This is a genomic window from Pseudomonas sp. LTGT-11-2Z (assembly GCF_003691445.1).
In the GTDB taxonomy this organism is placed as follows: domain Bacteria; phylum Pseudomonadota; class Gammaproteobacteria; order Pseudomonadales; family Pseudomonadaceae; genus Aquipseudomonas; species Aquipseudomonas monteilii.
On the sequence record NZ_CP033104.1, the window covers coordinates 5,086,404 to 5,110,754 of the forward strand.

Consider the following 24,351-nt stretch of genomic DNA (forward strand, 5'->3'; position numbering starts at 1 on the left):
GCCCGGCGCCCGCCATTTTCAACCTTCCAGAGGAGTTAGCCATGGCCCAGTACCACCCCGGTCATGTACACATCGAGCGCACTGCGCTGAACGCGGCAGACCACAGCTACGACCTGAACATCGAGTACGAGGCAGTGTCTGACCCCAAGGAAGGCAGAGGCATTCAGTTCCACATGCATGGCAGCATCGAAGGCAAAACGGTGGAAGAAAAGTTCTTCCTCGCCAAGGATCAGGTGTTGCCCAGCTTTCTCATGCAACTGACCCGCAAAGCACAGTCGTATCTGGCGCCGCCGAAGAAATTCGAGACCCTGAGTTCGCCGCACAAGCTCTATGACTACATGTTCGCCGACATTCGCGAAAAGCTCGATGTGAAATCGGGCGATCCGATCAAGCCTGAACATCTGGAGTGATGTCAAGAACCGGGGCCGCACAGCGGCCCCGGCGATGTTAAGGCATACTACTGCCCTCCCCGGCCACCACCTCACCCTCCCTCATGCGCATCCACGTCAGCTTCATCGACCGCGTCGGCATCACCCAGGAAGTCCTTGCCCTGCTCGGTGCCCGCAACCTCAACCTGGACGCCGTGGAGATGGTCCCGCCGAACGTTTACATCGACGCCCCCACCCTAAGCCCCGCCGTGCTCGAAGAACTGCACGATGCGCTCTTCGAGGTGCATGGCGTGCAATCGGTGGACGTGGTGGACATCCTCCCTGGCCAACGCCGCCACCTGCAACTGGATGCCCTGCTGGCCGCCATGAGCGACCCGGTGCTGGCGGTGGACAGCGCAGGGCTGGTGCTGCTGGCCAACCCGGCGCTGATCGAACTGTGTGGCCGCGAATCCGCCGGGCGCTCGGTGGGCGAACTGTTTGGCGACCCGGCGCTGCTGCAAGCCCTGCTGGACAACAACTTCCACCTGCCCATGCGCGAGATGCAGCTGAACGGCCAAAGCCTGCTGCTGGACGCGATGCCGATCACCAATGCCGGCGGCCTGCTAACGCTGTACCCACCTTCACGCATGGGCGAACGCCTGTCAGCCTTGCACCACGACCATGCCGAAGGTTTCGATGCCCTGCTCGGCGAGTCACCGGCCATCCGCACCCTCAAGGCCCGCGCCCTGCGAGTGGCGGCGCTTGACGCGCCATTGCTGGTGCATGGCGAAACCGGCACTGGCAAAGAACTGGTAGCCCGCGCCTGCCATGCCATCAGCAGCCGCCACGCAGCGCCGTTCCTGGCCCTGAACTGTGCCGCGCTGCCCGAGAGCCTGGCCGAGAGCGAGCTGTTCGGTTACGCCCCTGGCGCCTTCACCGGCGCGCAACGGGGCGGCAAGCCCGGGCTGATGGAGCTGGCCAACCAGGGCACGGTATTCCTCGATGAAATTGGCGAAATGTCGCCATACCTGCAGGCCAAACTGCTGCGCTTTCTCAGTGACGGCAGCTTCCGCCGGGTGGGCGGTGACCGCGAAGTGAAGGTGGATGTGCGCATCATCAGCGCCACCCACCGCGACCTGGAACGCATGGTTGCCGACGGCAGCTTCCGCGAAGACCTGTTCTACCGCTTGAACGTGCTCAACCTGCAGGTACCGCCACTGCGCGACCGGGGTCAGGATATCCTGATGCTGGCGCACTTCTTCATGCAGCAAGCCTGCACGCAAATTCAGCGCCCGCCCTGCCGATTGACGCCAGCCACCCATTCGGCACTGCTGGCCAACCCTTGGCCGGGCAATGTACGCCAACTGCAGAACGTGATTTTCCGCGCAGCGGCTATCTGTGAGGGCAACCTGGTGGACATCGGCGACCTGGACATCGCCGGTACTTCGGTGGCACGTGGGCTGGATGGCGACGTAGCCAGCCTGGAGCAGGCCGTGGGTGACTTCGAGCGTGAGCTGTTGCAGCGCTTGTATGCCAGCTACCCGTCGACGCGGCAGTTAGCCGGGCGTTTGCAAACTTCGCATACCGCTATTGCCCAGCGACTGCGTAAATATGGAATACCCGGAAAAGCCTGATACTTGTCGTCAAAACTTACCGTTGATTCAGATTTTTCCTAGCCGCTCAGCCGCAATTGACTGGAGTACTCGCCGTAGAATGGTGACATTGTAATTTTGCATGTCACCCTGAGCGAAGAGTACCCTGATGTTTGAACTCGATTTTTACGGGACACTTGTAGCCGCCTCCTTGGTACTGCTACTGGGGCGCGGTCTGGTCGCACGTATTGGCTTTCTGCGCGCTTACAATATTCCGGAGCCCGTGGCAGGTGGTTTGGTCGTTGCGCTGGCACTCTTGGCATTGCGCAGTTTCGATGTACAGGTCCAGTTTGATACCTCGTTGCAAGCACCGTTGATGCTGGCGTTCTTCGCCACCATCGGTTTGAGTGCAGACTTTGCCAGCCTGAAGAAGGGCGGACGCGTGGTTGCCGTGTTCCTGCTGGTGGTGACGGGCTTGCTGCTGGTTCAGAACGCCATGGGTATCGGGCTGGCAACGGCATTGGGGCTCGACCCACTGATGGGCCTGCTGGCCGGTTCGATCACCTTGTCTGGTGGCCACGGCACTGGCGCTGCCTGGGGCGCCACCTTCACTGAAAAGTTTGGGTTGGCTTCGGCCTCGGAACTTGCACTGGCCTCTGCCACGTTCGGCCTGGTGTTGGGCGGTTTGATTGGTGGCCCGGTTGCCCGGTTGCTGATCAAGCGTGTCAAAACACCGGGTGTGGAAGAAGAAGTGCCGCAGTTACCCAAGGGCTTTGAGCAGCCGAACAAAGAGCGGTTGATTACATCGTTTTCATTTATCGAAACCTTGGCTCTTATTGCCGTCAGCTTACTGACCGGCACATTACTTAACAGCCTGTTGAAAGGTACGGCATTCGAACTACCGACATTCGTTTGCGTACTCTTCGTGGGCGTATTGCTGCGCAACGGCCTTTCGGCGTTCGGTTTTTATCATGTCTTCGAACGGGAAGTCTCGGTACTGGGCAACGTCAGTCTGTCGCTGTTCCTGGCGATTGCCTTGATGTCACTCAAACTGTGGGACCTGGCAGCACTGGCCTTGCCGTTCTTCATACTGCTGGCGGCGCAGACATTGGTTATGGCACTGTTTGCGATCTTCGTGACATTCCGGGTAATGGGCCGTAACTATGATGCAGCCGTGTTGGCGGCGGGGCACTGTGGCTTCGGCCTGGGTGCAACTCCCACGGCGATTGCCAACATGCAAGCGGTGACCCAACGTTACGGCGCCTCGCACATCGCCTTCCTGGTGGTGCCGATGGTGGGTGCGTTCTTCATCGACATCATCAACGTGATCGTGATCAAACTGTACCTGGCATTGCCATTTATCACTGGCTAAACCCACCGGCCAGTCCCGGGCATGGCTAGCCCGGGACTGGCGCATGCCTGGGTTCAGGGACGAACCGCTGTCACTTCGATCTCGACACGCCAGGCAGGGTCGGCCAGGCCGGCAATCTGGAACGCCGAGCGTGCAGGAAGGACTGGCTGCTTGGCGGCTGGCCCGAAGAATTGGGTATAGCCGGCCATGAAACCGTCGAAGTCCATTTTCCCGCCGTTCTCCGGGCCGCCCACCAGGAACACCTGCATCTTCACCACATCGGCAAGACCAAGGCCCAGTGCTTTCAGCTGCTGCTGGATGTTTCCAAGCACATTGATGGTTTGTGCCTTGGTATCACCGTAGGCTTCCAGCGACCCCTTGGGTGCTTCAGGGTGAATAACCGACGGGACAGAACCACTCAGGTAGACAACCGTCTTCCCGGCAGGCACCTCTACAGCCGACGAGATAGGGAAACTACCTGCGCCATGGCGCACGATTTCTTGTGCATGAACGCTCCCGGCACCCGCGAGTGCCACGGCCATTGCTGCGGTCGTTAAAGCCACTTTCATACTGTTCTCCTGATGATTGCCAAAAATGTGCACGCATCGACGATGCGCGCACGGGTCATTCCATTGCGCCTGGTGTGCTTAGAACCGATACAGGCTGAAGGGTTTGGGGTCCAGCACCGGCGCCTTTCCAAGCAGCAAGTCCGCCGACAGTTCGGACGACACCGGGCTTTCGGTCATCCCCCAACCGGTTGCGGTGTTGAGGACCAGCCCCGGGTACTCATTGACCTGGGAAATGATGGGGTTTTCGTCGGGAGCGATGGCCATCGCACCGCTCCACTGATCGATCAGCTTCGCATCGCTGAACGCAGGGAACTCGACCTTGAGTTTTTCCAGTGAAGCATTCAGTTCCGGCAGGTCCGGCGCTGCGGTCATCAGCCGGTTTTTCTCGAAAGGCGAAACCTCGTCCAGCTTCCAGTGCGTTGGCTGAATGAACGAATCGATCAGTTGCTTGTTGAGTGAGATGTGCACCGGGAAGTCGGGGATGGCCAGCAGTGGCAGGTACTTATAGCCATACATGAACGACTCTTTGACCACCGGGGCAACGACGACACGTGGCGAGGTGGCGTATGTGCCGTCAGCCTGCTCACGGAAGTAGATATTACCCGGCAATGCAACGTTGCCCCCGGGTGCACGGGGCGCCGCGCTGATGATTTGCTGGGACTGGTAGGCGGGCAAGGTAGGCACATCGACGCCCAGGTTTTGCATGAACAGCCGGGACCATGCGCCGCCCGCCACGATCACGCGAGACGCCCTGATGGCGCCCTTTTCCGTGACCACGTCGGAGATGGCACCTGCATGGGTTTCCAGGCCCCTGGCGGCGCAGTGGGTGTAGATCCGAACCCCCACTTTCTTGGCATACTCGGCCATGACGAACGATGCACGCTCGGCATCCAGGCTACCGGAGTCTTCCTCGAAGCCTGCGACCGTCCAGCGCGAGGATGCACCGCGCAGGCGCTGTTCAAGTTCACTGCCTTGAATGATTCGCGTCTTGAAAGGAATGTCCGCGCCGACTTCCCGCGTTTTGACATCGATCCACTTTCTGACGCCTTCCAGGTCTTCTTCATCGAAAGGTACTTCGACCCGGCCTTGTGTGCGGTAACTTGTGTCCGCCCCCACTTTGGCATTCATCTCTCGCCAACGTTGCTTGGCAAGATGGTGCAACTGGAATGTCGCATCTGGCATCTTGTAGGTCATGACCTGGCCATAGAACCTGCAAGACTGTTCGCCGGCAATTTCACCTTTTTCAACGACAACGACCGAGAGGCCGCGCTCGACAAGGTTGATTGCGGTCATGAGCCCCAGAATACCAGCGCCAACAACCACTACGTCTGCCTGCTTGGGAAGCGCCCCTTCGGTGCCTGCGACATAACCAAACCGCGGTTTGCCGGGAATCAAGCGGCCCTCCCGGGTCAACAAAGGGGTCAGAACCCCTGCTCCGCCTGCGATAGCCACGACGCCGCCGCCAACCAAAAATTTACGCCTCGTCATTCCCATGACACTTTCCCTTCCTGATATTCGGTGCTAGTTGCATGAGCCCAGGCAGCAAGGCACATGCTTGGCCGACAGCCGAATTACCAACTTATGGTTATTGCTTCAGGCTGACGGCTCACATGAAAGGTGGCCATTCTGGTGACGCGCTATAGGCGGGAAAATCGTTGGGGGCAAATACTTAGTTCAGCCATTTGAAAACTATCACGCAGGTGACACAAATAGTTGATATGGCGACACGGTATAGGTGCAAGAAGAAAGTGCGCAAAGTTTTGCAAGTATCGAACTTGCTTGATCCATTCCGGCTTGCCAACAACTGAACTGCATCAAGGTATTGTATCGATTTCGACACACCGTAATGAAATCATTACAAACCCGTTCAAGTGCTATTGCGCAAGGGTTTGATCCCCAAACCCTTTTTCATGCACAACCTTCTGTAGCGTTTTCGTTCCAAACAAACAAGCAGCCACCCAACAAAAATCAATAACGCATTGTTTTTAAAGAATTTTTTTCGATTGGCCGCATTATTGCTAAGGGAAAGCAACCCCAAGAGCGCGGAGCCACCGCGCCCAACGCCCTGCTTCCCGAGGATTCCCCATGAGCGAGTTGCGTTTCACTGAAGATCACGAATGGCTGCGCGTCGAAGCCGATGGCAGCGTCACCGTAGGCATCACCGCCTACGCCCAGAACGCCCTTGGCGATGTGGTTTTCGTGCAACTGCCAGAGTTGCAGCCGTACGAGAAAGGCAGCGAAGCGTCCACCGTCGAGTCGGTAAAAGCCGCCAGCGGCGTCTATATGCCCCTGACCGGTGAAGTGGTCGAGGTCAACGGCCAGCTCGAAGACAGCCCGGAACTGGTCAACGAAGACCCGATGGGCGAAGGCTGGTTCTTCCGCTTCATCCCTGCCGACGCCAGCGCCGTAACCGCCCTGCTCGACCAGGACGCCTACGACCGCCTGCTCAAAGCCAACGACGACGCCTGAGGAACCCCGCCATGACCATCAACCTCGGCACCGCCAACGAATTCATCGCCCGCCACATCGGCCCGCGCGCCGCTGACGAGCAGGCCATGCTCGCCGCCCTAGGCTTCGACTCGCTGGAAGCCATGACCGCTGCGGTCATCCCTGACAGCATCAAGGGCACCAGCGTGCTCGGTTCGCACGACGGCCAGAGCGAAGCCGATGCACTGGCCGCGCTCAAGGCCATCGCCGGCAAGAACCAACTGTTCAAGAGCTACATCGGCCAGGGCTACTACAACACCCACACCCCGGCACCGATCCTGCGCAACCTGCTGGAAAACCCGGCCTGGTACACCGCTTACACCCCATACCAGCCAGAAATTTCCCAAGGCCGCCTGGAAGCGCTGCTGAACTTCCAGACCCTGATCAGCGACCTCACCGGCCTGCCGATCGCCAACGCCTCCCTGCTCGACGAAGCCACTGCGGCGGCCGAGGCCATGACGTTCTGCAAACGCCTGTCGAAGAACAAGGCCAGCCACGCCTTCTTCGCCTCCGTACACTGCCACCCGCAAACCCTCGACGTGCTGCGCACCCGTGCCGAGCCGTTGGGTATCGAAGTCGTGATCGGCGATGAGCGCGAGCTGGGCGATGTCAGCGCCTTCTTTGGCGCCCTGCTGCAATACCCGGCCAGCAACGGTGACGTGTTCGACTACCGTGACGTGGTACAGCGCTTCCACGCAGCCAACGCCTTGGTTGCCGTGGCCGCCGACCTGCTGGCCCTGACCCTGCTGACCCCGCCGGGCGAGTTCGATGCCGACGTGGCCATCGGCAGCGCTCAGCGCTTCGGCGTGCCACTGGGCTTTGGTGGCCCGCACGCGGCTTACTTCGCCACCCGTGACGCCTTCAAGCGCGACATGCCGGGCCGCTTGGTCGGCGTATCGATCGACCGCTTCGGCAAGACCGCCCTGCGCCTGGCCATGCAAACACGCGAGCAGCATATCCGCCGCGAAAAGGCCACCAGCAACATCTGCACCGCCCAGGTGCTGCTGGCCAACATTGCCAGCATGTTCGCCGTGTACCACGGCCCGGCCGGCCTCAAGCGCATTGCCGAGCGCACCCACGCCCTGACCGCGATCCTGGCCGCCGGCCTGAAGGCGTTGGGCGTGCAGGTAGTGGGCGCCAGCGCCTTCGACACCCTGACTCTGGCCACCGGCACTGCAACCGCCAGCCTGCATGACAAGGCCCGCGCCCAAGGCATCAACCTGCGCCAGGTCGACGCCACCCACCTGGGCCTGTCGCTGGACGAAACCAGCAGCCAGGCGGACGTCGAGTCGCTGTGGCAATTGTTCGCTGGCGACCAGTCTCAACCAGACTTCGCCGCGCTGGCCGCCAGCACCGGTTCGCTGCTGCCTACCGCCCTGTTGCGCCAGTCGGCGATCCTCGAACACCCGGTGTTCAACCGCTACCACAGCGAAACCGAGCTGATGCGCTACCTGCGCCGCCTGGCCGACAAGGACCTGGCGTTGGACCGCAGCATGATTCCGCTGGGCTCGTGCACCATGAAACTGAACGCCGCCAGCGAGATGATCCCGGTGACGTGGGCCGAGTTCGGCAACCTGCACCCGTTCGCCCCGGCCGAGCAGAGCCAGGGCTACCTGCAGATGACCACCGAGCTGGAAGCCATGCTGTGCGCCGCTACTGGCTATGACGCCGTATCGCTGCAGCCCAACGCAGGCTCCCAGGGCGAGTACGCAGGCCTGCTGGCCATCCGCGCCTACCACCGCAGCCGTGGCGAAAGCCACCGCGACATCTGCCTGATCCCGTCGTCGGCCCACGGCACCAACCCTGCGACCGCCCACATGGCCGGCATGCGCGTGGTGGTTACCGCTTGTGACGCCCGCGGCAACGTCGACGTAGAGGACCTGCGCGCCAAAGCCATCGAGCACCGCGAGCGCCTGGCCGCGATCATGATCACCTACCCGTCGACCCACGGCGTGTTCGAGGAAGCGATCGGCGAAATCTGCGCGATCATCCACGAAAACGGTGGCCAGGTGTACATCGACGGCGCCAACATGAACGCCATGGTCGGCCTGTGCGCCCCGGGCAAGTTCGGCGGCGACGTGTCCCACCTGAACCTGCACAAGACCTTCTGCATTCCGCACGGCGGTGGCGGCCCGGGCGTTGGCCCGATTGGCGTCAAGTCGCACCTGGCGCCGTTCCTGCCTGGCCACGCGCAGCTGGAAAACACCGAAGGCGCGGTGTGCGCCGCGCCGTTCGGCAGCGCCAGCATCCTGCCGATCACCTGGATGTACATCCGCATGATGGGCGGTGCCGGCCTCAAGCGTGCCTCGCAGATGGCAATCCTTAACGCCAACTACATCGCCCGCCGCCTGGAAGAGCACTATCCTGTTCTGTATACCGGCGGTAATGGACTGGTGGCCCACGAGTGCATCCTCGACCTGCGCCCGCTGAAGGACACCAGCGGCATCAGCGTCGACGACGTGGCCAAGCGCCTGATCGACTTTGGCTTCCACGCCCCGACCATGTCCTTCCCGGTGGCGGGCACGCTGATGATCGAGCCGACCGAAAGCGAGTCCAAGGAAGAACTGGACCGCTTCTGCAACGCGATGATCCAGATCCGCGAAGAAATCCGTGCGGTCGAAAACGGTAGCCTGGACAAGGACGACAACCCGCTGAAAAACGCCCCGCACACCGCGGCCGAGCTGGTTGGCGAATGGGCCCACGGCTACAGCCGCGAGCAGGCGGTTTACCCACTGCCAAGCCTGGTGGAAGCCAAGTACTGGCCGCCAGTGGGCCGGGTCGACAACGTGTTCGGCGACCGCAACCTGGTGTGCGCCTGCCCGTCGATCGAGAGCTATCAGGACGCCTGATAGCTTTCGGGCCCGCTCCCTGAGTTGAGGTGTGGGCCTCTGTGGGAGCGGGTTCACCGTCCGTCCTGAAACCCTGGCAGGAGGTCACCATGTCTTTGAGCGTCTTCGACCTGTTCAAGATCGGCATCGGCCCCTCCAGTTCGCACACGGTCGGCCCGATGCGCGCCGCCGCGCGGTTCGCCGAAGGGCTGCGCCGTGACGGCTTGCTCGCCCGCACGGCCAGCGTCAAAGCCGAGTTGTATGGCTCACTGGGCGCCACCGGCAAGGGCCACGGCAGTGACAAGGCGGTGCTGCTGGGCCTTGAAGGCGAACAGCCGGACATTATCGACACCGAAAGCATCCCCGCCCGCCTGCAGGCCATCCGCGACAGTGGCCACATCAACCTGCTGGGCGAGCACAGCATTGCGTTCATTGAAAAACAGCATGTGGCAATGATCCGCAAGCCGCTGGACTACCATCCCAACGGCATGATCTTTCGCGCGTTCGACGACGCCGGCCTGCAAATCCGCAGCCGCGAGTATTACTCGGTGGGCGGCGGTTTCGTGGTCGACGAGGACGCCGCCGGCCACGACCGCATCGTCGAGGACAGCACCGTGCTGCCCTACCCGTTCAAGACCGCCAAGGAACTGCTCGGCCATTGCACCACGCAAAACCTGTCGATAAGCCAAGTGATGCTGGCCAACGAGGCCGCCTGGCGCCCAGAGGCAGAAACCCGCGCCGGGCTGCTGCGCATCTGGCAGGTGATGCAGGATTGCGTCGAAGCGGGCTGCCAGCATGAAGGCATATTGCCGGGCGGGCTCAAGGTCAAGCGGCGGGCGCCCGCATTGTACCGCCAACTGAGCCGCCACCCCGAAGCCAGCCTGCGCGATGCCCTGTCGGTGCTCGACTGGGTCAACCTCTACGCCTTGGCCGTGAACGAAGAAAACGCCTACGGCGGGCGCGTGGTCACCGCACCCACCAATGGGGCGGCAGGTATCGTCCCGGCAGTGTTGCACTACTACATGCGCTTCGTGCCGGGCGCCAGCGAGGACGGGGTGGTGCGTTTTCTGCTCACCGCTGCGGCCATCGGCATCCTGTACAAGGAAAACGCCTCCATCTCTGGCGCGGAAGTGGGCTGCCAGGGCGAAGTCGGCGTGGCCTGCTCGATGGCTGCCGGCGCGTTATGCGAGGTGATGGGTGGCAGCGTGCAGCAGGTGGAGAACGCTGCAGAAATCGGTATGGAACATAACCTGGGCCTGACCTGCGACCCGATCGGCGGGCTGGTCCAGGTGCCGTGCATCGAGCGCAATGCCATGGGCTCGGTGAAGGCAATCAACGCGGCGCGCATGGCCTTACGCGGCGACGGGCAACATTACGTGTCGCTCGACAAGGTCATCCGCACCATGCGCCAGACCGGCGCCGACATGAAAAGCAAATACAAAGAGACCGCCCGTGGCGGCCTGGCCGTCAACATCATCGAATGTTGACCTGACAACAACACCAAGGAGTCACCGATGTCCGAAACACTGCTCAAGACCCCACTGCACGCCCTGCACCTGGAACTGGGTGCCCGCATGGTGCCGTTCGCCGGCTACGACATGCCGGTGCAGTACCCGCTGGGCGTGCTCAAGGAACACTTGCACACCCGCGAGCAGGCCGGCCTGTTCGACGTTTCGCACATGGGCCAGATCATCCTGCGCGGCGCTGATGCCGCCAAGGCCCTGGAAAGCCTGGTACCCGTGGACATCATCGACCTCCCGGCAGGCATGCAGCGCTATGCCATGTTCACCAACGAGCAGGGCGGCATCCTCGACGACCTGATGGTGGCCAACCTGGGGGACGACACGCTGTTCCTGGTGGTCAACGCCGCCTGCAAAGACCAGGACCTGGCCCACCTGCAAAAACACATCGGCAACCGTTGCGATGTGCAGCCGCTGTTCGAGCAACGTGCCCTGCTGGCCCTGCAAGGCCCGGCTGCGGTCAAGGTGCTGGAGCGCCTGGCACCGGAAGTGGCCGGCATGACCTTCATGCAGTTCCGCCCGGTGAAACTGCTGGGTGAAGACTGCTTCGTCAGCCGCTCGGGCTACACCGGCGAAGATGGCTACGAAATCTCGGTGCCGGCACATGCCGCCGAAGCCCTGGCCCGTCGTCTGCTGGCCGAGCCGGAAGTACAGCCGATTGGCCTGGGCGCCCGCGACTCGCTCCGCCTGGAAGCCGGCCTGTGCCTCTATGGCCACGACATGAATACCGAGACCACCCCGGTCGAGGCCAGCCTGCTGTGGGCGATTTCCAAGGTGCGCCGTGCCGACGGCGCACGTGCCGCCGGGTTCCCGGGTGCCGAGGCCATCTATGCCCAGCAGCGCGATGGCGTGGCACGCAAGCGCGTCGGGCTGCTACCACAAGAACGTACGCCCGTTCGTGAGGGTGCGGATATTGTGAATGCAAACGATAAACCGGTCGGCAAAGTCTGCAGCGGCGGCTTTGGCCCGACACTCGGTGCACCAGTAGCAATGGGTTATATCGATAGTGAACATGCTGCAGTCGACACCCCGCTGTTTGCCGTGGTGCGGGGCAAGAAGGTTGCCTTGAAAGTCAGCAAAATGCCTTTCGTAGCACAACGTTACTACCGTGGTTGAAACGGCTTTGTGAAGGTTACGGGCAGGTTCGACATATTCGTTTTCGAACCTGCCCAATAACTTTTGAACATGGCGCCAGGCCAGGCGCCATGCCGTTTCCGTCAGATCGGTCGGTTATCGGCAAACGGCTGATTTTCCATACGACCAAGGGCTTGTTTTTCGCTCGGGAGTTGGCGTAGAGTCACTGCACTGTGTTTGCATGGGTCGCAACAGTTCGTGACCTGGGCCAGTAGCCGAGATTTGCTACAACCCGTTCGACGTCTCTTACTTTCCTGCAACCCAGCCCAGTAATCTTTCGCTTACAAACAAGTGCGAAAGTAACTGTCATAAAAATTTAAGTTTCATAGGAATTAAGACAATGTCCCAGCGTCAGAACGGTACCGTCAAGTGGTTCAATGACGAAAAAGGTTACGGCTTCATCACCCCAGAAAGCGGTCCGGATCTGTTCGTGCATTTCCGCGCTATCGAAGGCAACGGCTTCAAGAGCCTGAAAGAAGGCCAGAAGGTTACCTTCGAAGCAGTCCAGGGCCAGAAAGGCATGCAGGCTGACAAAGTTCAGGTCGCCGGCTAAGCCGAACCCGACTTCGAGAAAAGCCCCTGCCAAGTGCAGGGGCTTTTTTTTGCCCGTAGAATAGCGGATTCGTCTTCTGGAGCCGTCCCGCATGTCCAAGCCTCTGCTCACCCCTCAGGGAGATTTTCCACCGGTCGGCCTGGGCCGGCGCCTGGCGGCGATGTTCTATGACTTTTTACTGTGCACGGCCCTGCTGATCGTGACCGCTGGCGCTTACAAGATGATTCAGATGGCGATCATCGGCGAAGCACGCATGCGCGAGCTGACCGAGGCTGGGGCACTGGATGGCGACCCGCTGCTGTCGACGGTGCTGCTGTTCGCCCTCTTCGGCTTCTTTGCCAAGTTCTGGACCCATGGCGGGCAGACCCTGGGCATGCAGGTATGGGGCGTGCGAGTGCAGAACGCCGATGGTTCGGCCATTAGCCTGTGGCAGGCGCTGTTGCGCTTTGTGGTCTCGATAGCCTCGTGGCTGTGCCTGGGGTTGGGTTTCTTCTGGGTGTTGATCGACAAGCGCAAGCGGGGCTGGCATGACATCTATTCAGAGAGCCAGCTGGTGCGGGTGCCGAAGCAGAAGAAATGAGCACAAGTTAACACCCATGAAAAAGCCGACCTTAAGGTCGGCTTTCTTGTGCAGCTCAGGCCATCAACCCGCCCGGCGCAACAACCACACACCGGCCAAGGCACAAATGCCCGCCGGAATCACCACCGCCAGCAGCGGCGGGAAGCCAAACACCTGGCTAGATGGCCCCAGCAGGTCCTGGCCGATGCGGAACACGAAGCCCACCAGCACACCGGTGAACACGCGCTGCCCGAGGGTTACCGAGCGCAGCGGGCCGAAGATGAAGGAAATTGCCATCAGCACCAGTGCCGCAGTCACCATCGGCTGCAGTACCTTGGTCCAGAACGCCAGCCAGTAGCGGGCATTGTTCAAACCCTGGTCAGACAGGTAGTGGATGTAGTCCCACAGCCCGGTAATCGACAGCGATTCCGGCGCCAGGATCACGGTGTTGAGCAGTTCTGGCGTGAGCGAAACGTCCCAGCGCTCTTGCGGCGCGCTGACGACTTCGGTGTGGTCACCACGGAAATAGGTGGTGCGCACGTCGGCCAGCAGCCAGTGGTCGTTCTGGTACTGGGCACGGCGGGCGAAGCTCGACGTGACGATCTTGCGCTCGTTGTCGAAGCGGTAACGGGTCACCCCCAGCAGCAGGCCGTTAGGCTGCACGGCGTTGATGTGCACGTACTCTTCACCCTGACGGTGCCACATACCGCGCTTGGAGCTTTGCGCCTCACCACCGCCCTGGGCCAGGGAGCGGTCGGCCTGGGCCTTGTTCTCGGTCACCGGTGCCACGTATTCACCGATCAGCAGGCCGACCAGCATCAGTACCAGCATCGGCTTCATCACCGCCCAGACGATACGGCCGATGGAAACGCCGGCCGCACGCATGATGGTCAGCTCGCTGCTGCTGGCCAGGCTGCCCAGGCCGATCAGGCAGCCGATCAGTGCCGCCATCGGCAGCATTTCGTACAGCCGCCGCGGTGCGGTGAGCAGGACGAAGTTGCCAGCCTCCATCACCGTATAGGTATCACTCAGGTCGCTCATCTCATCAATGAAGGCGAACAGCGAAGCCAGGCCGAGGATGATCCCCAGCACAGCCAGGATGGCCAGCAGCACGCTCTGGCCGATATAGCGGTCGAGCTTAGCCATGGGCCACCTCCGCACGACGGGCAGCGCGCTTGAGGCGCAGCGGCTCCCAGTACATCAGCCCCAGGCCGATCAGCAGGAACAGACCGTGGACCCACCACATGCCCAGGCCGATCGGAAGTTTGCCCTTCTCGAGGGCACCGCGTACGGAAATCAGCATTGTCAGGTAGGCCATGTACAGAAGAATTGCCGGCAGCAGCTTGAGGAAGCGGCCCTGACGCGGGTTGACCCGGGACAGTGGCACCGCCAGCAGGGTGACGACGAACACCAGGATCGGCAGCGACAACCGCCATTGCAACTCGGCACGCTCACGCAGGCCCTTCTTGCCGATCAACTCGGAGGTGGGGATGGCTTCACGTTCGGTGACTTCCTCGCTGACTTCCGGCTTGGGCAGCAGCACGCCATAGGTGTCGTACTTGATGGCGCGGTAGTCGGCCTGGCCCGGGTTACCGTCGTAGCGGTAACCGTTTTCCAGCACCAGATAGCGGTTGCCGTCGGCCTGGATTTCCTGGTGGCCCTTTTCCGCGACCAGCACCGACGGGGCGCGGTCTTTGGTTTTGTCCTGGTTGAAGCGCTTCTCGGAAATGAACACCCCGGCCAGGTTGATGCGGTCATCCGACAGCTGCTCGGTATAGGTTACCCGCGAGCCGTCACGCAACGTCTGGAAGCGGCCAGGCACCAGGGTGTCGAACTCGGTCAGCGCGTCTTGCTGGGCGATGATCTGCTGCACCTGGGCCACGCCCAGCGGTGCAAGGCTCAGGCTTAGCCAGGCCACCAGCAGGGCGACCAGGGCGGCCGGCACCATGGTCAGGCCCAACAGGCGCTGCTGGCTCATGCCGGTGGCCGACAACACGGTCATCTCGCTTTCCAGGTACAGGCGCCCGTAAGCCAGGAGAATACCGAGGAACAGCCCCAGCGGCAGGATCAACTGCAGGAAACCCGGCAACCGGAAGCCCATGATCAGGAACAGCACGCCCGGGTCGAGCACGCCCTGGGCAGCCTGGGCCAGGTACTTGATGAAGCGCCCGCTCATGATGATCACCAGCAGCACAGCGCTGACGGCGCTCAAGGTCACCAGGACCTCGCGGGACAGATAACGAAAGACGATCAAACCAGACACTCCTGGGTTGTCAGGGCGGACTGCCATGCAATGGCGCCAAACAATGACTTAGTACATCCAAGACCAATGCCGGTTCGCCAAAGGCGAACCTCCATGTAAAGTGCGCGCATTATCCTGTGATTGACCGCCCCTGTCACTTGGCCGCGCATGAACGCGCATAACGGGGTTGTCAGCACACTTGCCGCAGGCTCAAACTGGCAGCTTTTCCGCTGGCGCGCCACTAAGCGGCCAGGCCCGTCCAGAGCGCTGGCACACACAGCGCCATTCGTATCGATCATTCGGGGATCCTGACATGGAACTGGTTGTAAAAAGCGTAGCTGCTGCATCCGTAAAAACCGCCACACTGGTCATTCCGGTAGGTGAAAACCGCAAGCTCGGTGCTGTGGCCAAGGCTGTCGACCTGGCCAGCGAGGGTGCCATCAGCGCCGTGCTCAAGCGCGGCGACCTGGCCGGCAAGCCGGGCCAGACCCTGCTGCTGCAGAACCTTGCGGGCCTGAAGGCCGAGCGCGTGCTGCTGGTAGGCAGTGGCAAGGATGAAGCCCTGGGCGACCGTGCCTGGCGCAAACTGGTTGCCAGCGTGGCCGGCGTACTCAAGGGCCTGAACGGCACCGATGCAGTGCTGGCCCTGGACGATGTGGCGGTCAGCAACCGCGACGCCCATTACGGTAAATACCGCCTGCTGGCCGAAACCCTGCTCGACGGCGAATACGTCTTCGACCGTTTCAAGAGCCAGAAGGCCGAGCCGCGTGCCCTGAAAAAGGTCACCCTGTTGGCCGACAAGGCCGGCCAGGCGGAAGTCGAGCGTGCGGTCAAACACGCCAGCGCCATCGCCACCGGGATGGCTTTCACCCGCGACCTGGGCAACCTGCCGCCTAACCTCTGCCACCCAAGCTTCCTGGCCGAGCAGGCCAAGGACCTGGGCAAGGCGCACAAGGCGCTGAAGGTCGAGGTGCTGGACGAGAAGAAGATCAAGGACCTGGGCATGGGTGCGTTCTATGCCGTGGGCCAGGGCAGCGACCAGCCTCCACGCCTGATCGTGCTGAATTACCAGGGCGGCAAAAAGGCCGACAAGCCATTCGTGCTGGTCGGTAAAGGCATCACCTTCGACACCGGCGGCATCAGCCTCAAGCCAGGCGCCGGCATGGACGAAATGAAATACGACATGTGCGGCGCCGCCAGTGTGTTCGGAACCCTGCGTGCCGTGCTGGAACTGCAGCTGCCAATCAACCTCGTGTGCCTGCTGGCCTGCGCCGAAAACATGCCGAGCGGCGGTGCCACCCGCCCGGGTGACATCGTCACCACCATGAGCGGCCAGACCGTGGAAATTCTCAACACCGACGCCGAAGGCCGCCTGGTGCTGTGCGACACCCTGACCTACGCCGAGCGCTTCAAGCCGCAGGCGGTGATCGACATCGCCACCCTGACCGGCGCCTGCATCGTCGCCCTGGGCAGCCACACCTCCGGCCTGATGGGCAACAACGACGACCTGGTGGGCCAGTTGCTCGACGCCGGCAAGCGCGCCGACGACCGTGCCTGGCAGCTGCCGCTGTTCGACGAATACCAGGAGCAGCTGGACAGCCCGTTCGCCGACATGGGCAACATCGGCGGGCCGAAGGCCGGCACCATCACCGCGGGTTGCTTCCTGTCGCGCTTCGCCAAGGCCTACAACTGGGCGCACATGGACATCGCCGGTACCGCCTGGGTCAGTGGCGGCAAGGACAAAGGCGCCACCGGCCGCCCAGTGCCCCTGCTGACCCAGTACCTGCTGGACCGCGCTGGCGCGTGACGCCGTGAGGCCGGTGGCGCCTTGTGCGCCACTGGCCGGCGATTCTCATCATGAGCAAAGTCGACTTCTACATCTTGCCCACCGACTCGCTGTCGGCGCGGCTGGATTTCGCCTGCAAGCTGTGCGAAAAGGCCTGGCGCCTCGGCCACCGGGTCTACCTGCACTGCCAGGACGCGGAACAGCGCAGCGAGCTGGACCAACGCTTGTGGCGCTTCAAGGGCGAGGCGTTCGTGCCCCACGACCTGGCCGAGGTGCATGCCGATGCCGGCGTGGCGTTGGGCTTGGCAGACAGCGCGGGCGAGCACCGCGACTTGCTGATCAACCTGGGCGCCAGCGTGCCGGGCTTTGTCGGCCAGTTCGAGCGGGTGGCCGAAATCGTGGTCGAGGAGACTGGCATCCGCCAATCGGCCCGAGAGCGATTCCGTTTCTACCGCGAACAGGGCTATGCTCTGCAAGACCACCGCTTACAGCGACTTTGACGACGATGGACAAGCCCTCCCCTTTGCCCGACTCCGCCCATCTGCTCGATGACCTCGAGTCAATCCGCCAGCTGCTTGGCGACGCCGACCTGCAACCGCCGCTGCTGACCGAAACGGTGGAGCAGATTCCATTGCTGCTGGACGAACCTGCCGGCAACCCTGCACCGGTTGCCGAACCGGTGGCTGCCGAACCCGAGGACGACCCGCAAACCCGCCGCCAGGACACCCTGCTGCACCTGGAGAGCGAACTGCGTGCGGCGGCGCAGATGATCATGCAGGACGTGATCAACGACTTCACCCCGCACATCGAGAACGAGATCAAGCGCCGGCTGGATGCGCGGATCGAGCGGTTGATCAAGCGTTCGGAGTAAGCCTGAATTTCGGCGGTGCCCGCGAAGCAGGCGCCGCCGCACTGCCAGATAGCAGCAGCTTGTCGCCTGCGGCCCCCACCTTGGTTATACTTCCCGGCTTTCCCGAATAAATGCACAGGGTCCCGCCGCGCATGGATAAGACCTACCAGCCGCACGCCATCGAAACTTCCTGGTACAACACCTGGGAGTCCGAGAACTATTTCGCCCCACAAGGTGCAGGCGAGTCCTACACCATCATGATCCCGCCGCCGAACGTGACCGGCAGCCTGCACATGGGCCATGGGTTCAACAACGCGATCATGGACGCCCTGATCCGTTTCCGCCGCATGCAAGGCCGCGACACCCTGTGGCAGCCAGGCACCGACCACGCCGGTATCGCCACGCAGATGCTGGTCGAGCGCCAGCTCGAAGCCAAAGGCCAGAACCGTCATGACCTGGGCCGCGAGAAGTTCCTGGAAAAGGTCTGGGAATGGAAGGACCAGTCCGGTGGCAACATCAGCCGCCAGATCCGCCGCCTGGGCTCTTCGGTAGACTGGAGCCGCGAGCGCTTCACCATGGACGACGGCCTCTCCGAAGCCGTTAAAGAAGCGTTCGTGCGCCTGCATGAAGACGGCCTTATCTACCGTGGCAAGCGCCTGGTCAACTGGGATACCAAGCTGCACACGGCTATCTCTGACCTCGAAGTGGAAAACCACGACGAGAAAGGCCACCTGTGGAACCTGCGCTACCCGCTGGCCGACGGCGCCAAGACCGCCGAAGGCAACGACTACCTGGTGGTTGCCACCACCCGTCCGGAAACCCTGCTGGGTGACGCGGCCGTTGCGGTCAACCCGAATGACGAACGCTACCAGGCACTGATCGGCAAGTTCGTCGAACTGCCGCTGGTTGGTCGCCGCATCCCGATCATCGCCGACGACTACTGCGACCCCGCGTTCGGTACCGGCTGCGTGAAGATCACCCCGGCTCACGACTTCAACGACTACGAAGTCGGCAAGCGCCACAACCTGCCGCTGCTGAACATCTTCGACAAGAACGCCTTCGTGCTTGCCAGCGCCCAGGCCTTCAACCTCGACGGCAGCGTCAACGAGCAGGTTGATACCCAACTGCCGGCCCAATACGCCAACCTCGACCGCTTCGTCGCGCGCAAGCAGATCGTTGCCGACTTGGATGCCCAGGGCCTTCTGGTGAGCATCGACGACCACGCCCTGAAGGTGCCGAAAGGCGACCGTTCGGGCACCGTGATCGAGCCGTGGCTGACCGACCAGTGGTACGTCTCCACCAAGCCGCTGGCAGAACCTGCCATCGCCGCCGTGGAAGATGGCCGTATCCAGTTCGTGCCCAAGCAGTACGAGAACATGTACTTCTCCTGGATGCGTGACATCCAGGACTGGTGCATCAGCCGCCAGCTGTGGTGGGGCCACCGCATCCCGGCGTGGTACGACGAGGCCGGCCAGGTCTACGTTGGCCGCAACGAGGAAGAAGTGCGCGCCAAGCACAACCTGGGCGCCGACGTGGTCCTGCGCCAGGACGACGACGTGCTCGACACCTGGTTCAGCTCCGGCTTGTGGACCTTCTCCACCCTGGGCTGGCCGGAACAGACCGAGTTCCTCAAGAAGTTCCACTCCACCGATGTGCTGGTAACCGGCTTCGACATCATCTTCTTCTGGGTTGCGCGCATGATCATGCTGACCATGCACCTGATCAAGAACGAGGACGGCACCCCGCAGGTACCGTTCAAGACCGTTTACGTACACGGTCTGGTACGTGACGGCCAAGGCCAGAAGATGTCCAAGTCCAAGGGCAACGTGCTCGACCCGCTGGACATCGTCGACGGCATCACCCTCGACGCCCTGCTGGAAAAACGCACCAGCGGCATGATGCAGCCCAAGCTGGCCGAGAAAATCGCCAAGCAGACCAAGGCCGAGTTCCCTGAAGGTATCGCCAGCTACGGCACCGACGCCCTGCGCTTCACCTTCTGCTCGCTGGCCTCCACAGGCCGCGACATCAAGTTCGACATGGGCCGCGTCGAAGGCTACCGCAACTTCTGCAACAAGATCTGGAACGCCGCCCGCTACGTGCTGGACAAGGGCGAGGACTGTGGCCAGAACGGCGAAGCTTACGAATTGTCGCTGGCTGACCGCTGGATCATCTCGCAGTTGCAGCGCACCGAAGCCGAAGTGACCCGCCAGCTGGAGCAGTTCCGCTTCGACCTGGCCAGCCAGGCGCTGTACGAGTTCATCTGGAACCAGTACTGCGACTGGTACCTGGAGCTGTCCAAGCCAGTACTGTGGGATGAAAACGCCCCGGTCGAGCGCGCTCGTGGTACCCGCCGCACCCTGGTGCGCGTGCTGGAAGTGGCGCTGCGCCTGGCGCACCCGTTCATGCCGTTCATTACCGAAGAAATCTGGCAGCGCATCGCGCCGCTGGCCGGTATCGAAGGCAAGACCATCATGCTGCAGCCGTGGCCGGTGGCCAATGAGGCACGCATCGACGCCGCCGCTGAAGGTGACATCGAGTGGCTCAAGGAATTGATGGTCGGCCTGCGCAACATCCGCGCCGAAATGAACATCGGCCCAGGCAAGCCGCTGCCGCTGTTCCTGAAGAACGCCAACGCCGACGACCAACGCCGCCTGCTGGAAAACGAAGCGCTGCTGAAGAAGCTGGCCAAGGTGGAGTCGTTCACCGTGCTGGGCGATGCCGACGAAGCGCCGCTGTCGGCCACCGCCCTGGTCGGTGACCTGCAAGTGCTGGTGCCAATGGCCGGCCTGATCGACAAGGATGCCGAGCTGGCGCGCCTGAACAAGGAAATCCAGCGCCTGCAAGGCGAAGTGGCACGCGTGGGTGGCAAGCTGTCCAACGCCGCCTTCGTCGACAAGGCTCCGCCTGCGGTGATCGAAAAGGAACGTGCCAAGCTGGCCGAGTCTGAACAGGCCCTGGCCAACTTCACCGAGCAGCATGCGCGCATCGCTGCGCTGTAAACCTCGGTAAATTCATCGCGGGCAAGCCCGCTCCTACAGGTCAACGTAGGAGCGGGCTTGCCCGCGATGCTTTTCAGGACCCTACCATGATCCAGAAACCCACCCTGCACCCGCGCAACCGCCATCAGGGTCGCTACGACTTCCCTAGCCTGATCAAGGCCCACCCGGACCTTGCCCGCTTCACCATCACCAATCCCCACGGCAAACCGAGCATCGACTTCGCCAACCCTGAAGCCGTGCGCGTGTTCAACCGTGCCCTGCTCAAGGCCCAGTACGGCATCCAGCACTGGGATATCCCCGCCGACTACCTGTGCCCGCCCATCCCCGGCCGCGCCGACTACATTCACGTGACCGCCGATCTGCTGGCCGACGACAATGCCGGCGAGATCCCCAAGGGCGCCCAGGTACGTGCGCTGGACATCGGCGTGGGTGCCAACTGCATCTACCCGTTGCTGGGCCACAGCGACTACCGCTGGCGCTTCCTCGGCTCGGACATCGACCCCGTGGCCCTGGCATCGGCCAAGGCCATCGTACAGGCCAATGGGCTGGGCAAAGCCATCACCCTGCGCCAACAGGCCAATCGCACGCACATCCTCAGCGGCCTGCTGCAGGATGACGAACGCTTCGACCTGACCCTGTGCAACCCGCCCTTCCATGCCTCGCGCGAAGAAGCCACCCGTGGCAGCCAGCGCAAGTGGAAGAACCTGGGCAAGCAAGACCCCAAGCGCAAGCTGCCTGTGCTCAACTTCGGCGGCCAGAACAATGAACTGTGGTGCGAGGGCGGCGAAATCCGCTTTGTTACCCAACTGGTAAGCGAGAGCGTGCAATACGCCGAGCGGGTGCTGTGGTTCACCAGCCTGGTGTCCAAGGCCAGTAACTTGCCGGGCATCGAGACCGCACTGAAGAAGGCAGGCGCCAAGGCCGTACACATCATCGAAATGGGCCAGGGGCAGAAACAGAGCCGCATGGTCGCCTGGAGCTTCCTTGACGATGCCGCGCGCCAGGCCTGGCACGCCCAGCGTAAATCACAGGCATGAAAAAACCGCGCCCGGGCAAGCCGGGCGCGGTTTCGTCAACAGTTCAACAATTACTTGTTGATGGCGTCGGTCAGCACTTTGGCTGGAACGAACTTGACGACTTTCTTGGCAGCGATTTCGATGGCAGCGCCAGTCGAAGGGTTGCGGCCGGTACGGGCAGGACGCTCGGAGACTTTCAGCTTGCCGATGCCTGGCAGGGTGATTTCAGCGCCGTTTTCCAGTTGGTCGGCAACGATCTGGCCCAGTTGCTCCAGAGCGTTCTTGGCGGTGGCTTTTGGCGCGGCGATCGATTCGGCGATGTCGGCAATCAGTTGGTCTTTGGTCAATGCCATGGTGGTGTTCCTTCCCTATCAAATTCGATGGTTATGCAGCGAACTACGACGTTATCGGGCCAGCCCCTGAAAGTGGAGGGCCGCGCCAATCGCGTATGTAGATACGTAAATCGGCGTTTGGTTCGACACGACGACAGCACGCTGCCAGCAATGCGCCACACAAGGGGCACAAGACCGCGCAAAACTACCACAGGAGCAGATAAATATCCGCTGCGCACTTCGATTTAATGCAGGTTTTTCGGGGGTTTTAGCTTAAAACGCACAAATTTGAACAAAAAACGAACAACCGACATATCTGCCAACATACGGCCACTGCATCACCTTGTGTCTAGGGTAAACTTGGCAACTTTTGCAGCTCGCCGAGAATCCCATGCCAATCCGTCATTGCATCGTTCACCTGATCGACAAAAAGCCTGATGGCAGCCCCGCGGTGCTGCATGCTCGCGACTCCGAACTGGCCGCCTCTGATGCCATCGAGAACCTGCTGGCCGACCTCAATGACAGCTATAACGCCAAACAAGGCAAGGCCTGGGGCTTTTTCCACGGTGAGTCGGGCGCCTACCCGTTGAGCGGCTGGCTGAAGCAGTACCTGGACGAAGAAAAAGACTTTACCGCCTTCAGCCGCATTGCCGTGGAACACCTGCAAAAGCTGATGGAAGAGTCCAACCTGTCCACTGGCGGCCATATCCTGTTCGCCCATTACCAGCAAGGCATGACCGAATATCTGGCCATTGCCCTGCTGCACCACAGCGAAGGGGTAGCGGTGAACGCCGAACTCGACGTGATGCCTTCGCGCCACCTCGACCTTGGCCAGTTGCACCTGGCGGCACGCATCAACCTGTCGGAGTGGAAGAACAACCAGAACTCCAAGCAGTACATCTCGTTCATCAAGGGCAAGAACGGCAAGAAAGTTTCGGATTACTTCCGCGACTTCATCGGCTGCCAGGAAGGTGTAGATGGCCCAGGCGAAACCCGTACCCTGCTCAAAGCCTTCAGTGACTTCGTCGAGAGCGAAGACATGCCGGAAGAGTCCGCCCGCGAAAAGACCCAGACCCTGGTCGAGTACGCCACCACCCAGACCAAACTGGGCGAGCCGGTAACGCTGGAAGAGCTGTCCAGCCTGATCGACGAAGACCGGCCCAAAGCGTTCTACGACCACATCCGCAACAAGGACTATGGCCTGTCGCCAGAAATCCCGGCGGACAAGCGCACCCTCAACCAGTTCCGCCGCTTCACCGGGCGTGCCGAGGGGCTGTCGATCAGCTTCGAGGCACACTTGCTAGGCGACAAAGTGGAGTATGACGAGGCGGCAGGCACCCTGATTATCAAGGGGCTGCCGACAACGCTGGTGGATCAGTTGAAGCGGCGCAAGGACTAATCCCCTCAAAGCCGGTAAAGGAGGCCACCAGCGCCTCCTTTGCCGATTTGCGCAGCCGCTTTACCAGCCGCTCCTGACGCAAAGCCTCGCCTTTATCCGGCCATTGCTCCACATACACCAGCGCCTGGGCCGGACTGGTCTTGAAGTAGCGGGCGCCCTGCCCCTTCTGGTGCGCCGCAAAACGCCGCTGAGGGTCATCGCTGATGCCGCAGTACAGCGAGCCGTTGGCGGCCCTTACCAGATAGACATACCAGGGTTTGCCAACAACGGATTCGACGGTTTCACTCACCTTGGGCCTGCTGGAATGCGCGCAATCCCTTGAATGCCTGCAGGCGAACCTTGTTCTGCACCAGCGGCGACCAGCCCAGCAATACGCCAGGCATACCCAAGGCCTGCCGCGACCAGCGCCACAGGTCGAAAGTGTCGTCATGCTGGCAGATCAGCCCATCACGAATGACAAAACGCGCCTGGATGTCGTTGACCACAACCCGGTCGGTCTGGGTGAAAAGGTAGGTGGCCACCCAGTGCGCGCCGCCACTGCGCTCATCGGCGCGGACGCTGTCGAACGTCAGGGTAAAGTTCTTGGCGCGGCGGGTGAGCATACGCCACATATCACCTGCATCCTTGCCGCGCAGGGTGCCGAAAACCGGGTCGCTGAAAACAATATCGTCGCTGTAGCAGGCCACCATGGCCTCGGCGTCCAGACGCTGGAAGGCCTGGTAGAAGCGGGTGATCAGGTCGCGGTTGGCGTCGCTCATGGGGCAGG

At 61.8% G+C, this 24,351-nt stretch carries 22 protein-coding genes; 15 read left to right on the forward strand and 7 right to left on the reverse strand.

What is annotated here, in order from left to right:
- Positions 1 to 41 precede the first annotated feature (41 nt).
- The 3 genes from D8767_RS24010 (at position 42) to gltS (ending at position 3,332) form a co-directional block, all read left to right on the forward strand.
- Positions 42 to 410, forward strand: coding sequence for a DUF5064 family protein (locus D8767_RS24010; protein ID WP_016713104.1), 369 nt, complete (start codon positions 42 to 44; stop codon positions 408 to 410).
- A gap of 83 nt (positions 411 to 493) precedes the next feature.
- Positions 494 to 2,002 carry a sigma-54-dependent transcriptional regulator gene (locus D8767_RS24015; protein ID WP_016713105.1) on the forward strand — a complete coding sequence of 503 codons (1,509 nt, stop codon included), beginning with the start codon at positions 494 to 496 and terminating at the stop codon, positions 2,000 to 2,002.
- Between the two features lie 127 nt (positions 2,003 to 2,129).
- A complete protein-coding gene (gene gltS / locus D8767_RS24020) occupies positions 2,130 to 3,332 on the forward strand; it encodes a sodium/glutamate symporter (RefSeq protein ID WP_016713106.1) in 1,203 nt (400 codons plus the stop codon).
- A 53-nt stretch (positions 3,333 to 3,385) separates the two neighbouring features.
- Here gltS and D8767_RS24025 read toward each other — a convergent pair whose 3' ends face one another.
- Both D8767_RS24025 and D8767_RS24030 read right to left on the reverse strand, forming a co-directional pair.
- Entirely contained in the window at positions 3,386 to 3,880 is a 495-nt protein-coding gene (locus D8767_RS24025) for a RidA family protein (RefSeq protein ID WP_028698952.1), read from the reverse strand.
- 78 nt (positions 3,881 to 3,958) lie between these two features.
- Positions 3,959 to 5,350: an FAD-binding oxidoreductase gene (locus tag D8767_RS24030; RefSeq protein WP_196765143.1), complete on the reverse strand. Its 1,392-nt coding sequence runs from the start codon at positions 5,348 to 5,350 to the stop codon at positions 3,959 to 3,961.
- Positions 5,351 to 5,965: 615 nt separating this feature from the next.
- On the opposite strand from D8767_RS24030, the gene gcvH reads away from it, so the two are divergent.
- The 6 genes from gcvH (at position 5,966) to D8767_RS24060 (ending at position 12,982) form a co-directional block, all read left to right on the forward strand.
- Positions 5,966 to 6,349, forward strand: a complete 384-nt coding sequence (gene gcvH / locus D8767_RS24035; protein ID WP_016713109.1) for a glycine cleavage system protein GcvH — start codon at positions 5,966 to 5,968, stop codon at positions 6,347 to 6,349.
- Positions 6,350 to 6,360: 11 nt separating this feature from the next.
- Positions 6,361 to 9,216, forward strand: coding sequence for an aminomethyl-transferring glycine dehydrogenase (gene gcvP, locus D8767_RS24040; RefSeq protein WP_016713110.1), 2,856 nt, complete (start codon positions 6,361 to 6,363; stop codon positions 9,214 to 9,216).
- An 89-nt stretch (positions 9,217 to 9,305) separates the two neighbouring features.
- Positions 9,306 to 10,682, forward strand: a complete 1,377-nt coding sequence (locus D8767_RS24045; RefSeq protein WP_016713111.1) for an L-serine ammonia-lyase — start codon at positions 9,306 to 9,308, stop codon at positions 10,680 to 10,682.
- Between the two features lie 27 nt (positions 10,683 to 10,709).
- Complete coding sequence (gcvT, locus tag D8767_RS24050) at positions 10,710 to 11,831, forward strand: glycine cleavage system aminomethyltransferase GcvT (RefSeq protein WP_016713112.1); 1,122 nt, start codon at positions 10,710 to 10,712, stop codon at positions 11,829 to 11,831.
- 358 nt (positions 11,832 to 12,189) lie between these two features.
- A complete protein-coding gene (locus D8767_RS24055) occupies positions 12,190 to 12,402 on the forward strand; it encodes a cold-shock protein (protein WP_016713113.1) in 213 nt (70 codons plus the stop codon).
- Between the two features lie 91 nt (positions 12,403 to 12,493).
- Positions 12,494 to 12,982, forward strand: coding sequence for an RDD family protein (locus tag D8767_RS24060; protein WP_009687037.1), 489 nt, complete (start codon positions 12,494 to 12,496; stop codon positions 12,980 to 12,982).
- Positions 12,983 to 13,045: 63 nt separating this feature from the next.
- Here D8767_RS24060 and lptG read toward each other — a convergent pair whose 3' ends face one another.
- Entirely contained in the window at positions 13,046 to 14,107 is a 1,062-nt protein-coding gene (gene lptG / locus D8767_RS24065) for an LPS export ABC transporter permease LptG (protein WP_016713114.1), read from the reverse strand.
- On the reverse strand, positions 14,100 to 15,215 hold the full coding sequence (gene lptF, locus D8767_RS24070; protein ID WP_016713115.1) for an LPS export ABC transporter permease LptF: 1,116 nt from the start codon (positions 15,213 to 15,215) through the stop codon (positions 14,100 to 14,102). Before lptF ends, lptG begins: the two co-directional genes overlap by 8 nt.
- Before the next feature lie 301 nt (positions 15,216 to 15,516).
- On the opposite strand from lptF, the gene D8767_RS24080 reads away from it, so the two are divergent.
- From D8767_RS24080 to rlmF, 5 genes are all read left to right on the forward strand, one after another.
- A complete protein-coding gene (locus D8767_RS24080) occupies positions 15,517 to 17,010 on the forward strand; it encodes a leucyl aminopeptidase (RefSeq protein ID WP_016713117.1) in 1,494 nt (497 codons plus the stop codon).
- A gap of 50 nt (positions 17,011 to 17,060) precedes the next feature.
- Positions 17,061 to 17,489: a DNA polymerase III subunit chi gene (locus tag D8767_RS24085; protein ID WP_029380264.1), complete on the forward strand. Its 429-nt coding sequence runs from the start codon at positions 17,061 to 17,063 to the stop codon at positions 17,487 to 17,489.
- A 5-nt stretch (positions 17,490 to 17,494) separates the two neighbouring features.
- Positions 17,495 to 17,860: a hypothetical protein gene (locus D8767_RS24090; protein WP_016713119.1), complete on the forward strand. Its 366-nt coding sequence runs from the start codon at positions 17,495 to 17,497 to the stop codon at positions 17,858 to 17,860.
- Between the two features lie 131 nt (positions 17,861 to 17,991).
- On the forward strand, positions 17,992 to 20,838 hold the full coding sequence (locus D8767_RS24095; RefSeq protein WP_016713120.1) for a valine--tRNA ligase: 2,847 nt from the start codon (positions 17,992 to 17,994) through the stop codon (positions 20,836 to 20,838).
- An 86-nt stretch (positions 20,839 to 20,924) separates the two neighbouring features.
- Positions 20,925 to 21,875 (forward strand): 23S rRNA (adenine(1618)-N(6))-methyltransferase RlmF, encoded by a 951-nt coding sequence (gene rlmF / locus D8767_RS24100; RefSeq protein ID WP_016713121.1) that lies wholly within the window; start codon positions 20,925 to 20,927, stop codon positions 21,873 to 21,875.
- Positions 21,876 to 21,925: 50 nt separating this feature from the next.
- On the opposite strand, the gene D8767_RS24105 is transcribed toward rlmF, so the two are convergent.
- A complete protein-coding gene (locus D8767_RS24105; protein WP_003255106.1) occupies positions 21,926 to 22,207 on the reverse strand; it encodes an HU family DNA-binding protein in 282 nt (93 codons plus the stop codon).
- A 370-nt stretch (positions 22,208 to 22,577) separates the two neighbouring features.
- Between D8767_RS24105 and yejK the strand changes: the two genes are divergently transcribed.
- On the forward strand, positions 22,578 to 23,585 hold the full coding sequence (yejK, locus tag D8767_RS24110) for a nucleoid-associated protein YejK (protein WP_016713122.1): 1,008 nt from the start codon (positions 22,578 to 22,580) through the stop codon (positions 23,583 to 23,585).
- On the opposite strand, the gene D8767_RS24115 is transcribed toward yejK, so the two are convergent.
- Entirely contained in the window at positions 23,533 to 23,874 is a 342-nt protein-coding gene (locus D8767_RS24115) for a GIY-YIG nuclease family protein (RefSeq protein WP_080578098.1), read from the reverse strand. The two genes, yejK and D8767_RS24115, sit on opposite strands and share 53 nt — an antisense overlap.
- Positions 23,867 to 24,343, reverse strand: a complete 477-nt coding sequence (locus tag D8767_RS24120; protein WP_016713123.1) for a nuclear transport factor 2 family protein — start codon at positions 24,341 to 24,343, stop codon at positions 23,867 to 23,869. The genes D8767_RS24115 and D8767_RS24120 overlap by 8 nt, the downstream gene beginning before the upstream one ends.
- Positions 24,344 to 24,351: the final 8 nt, after the last annotated feature.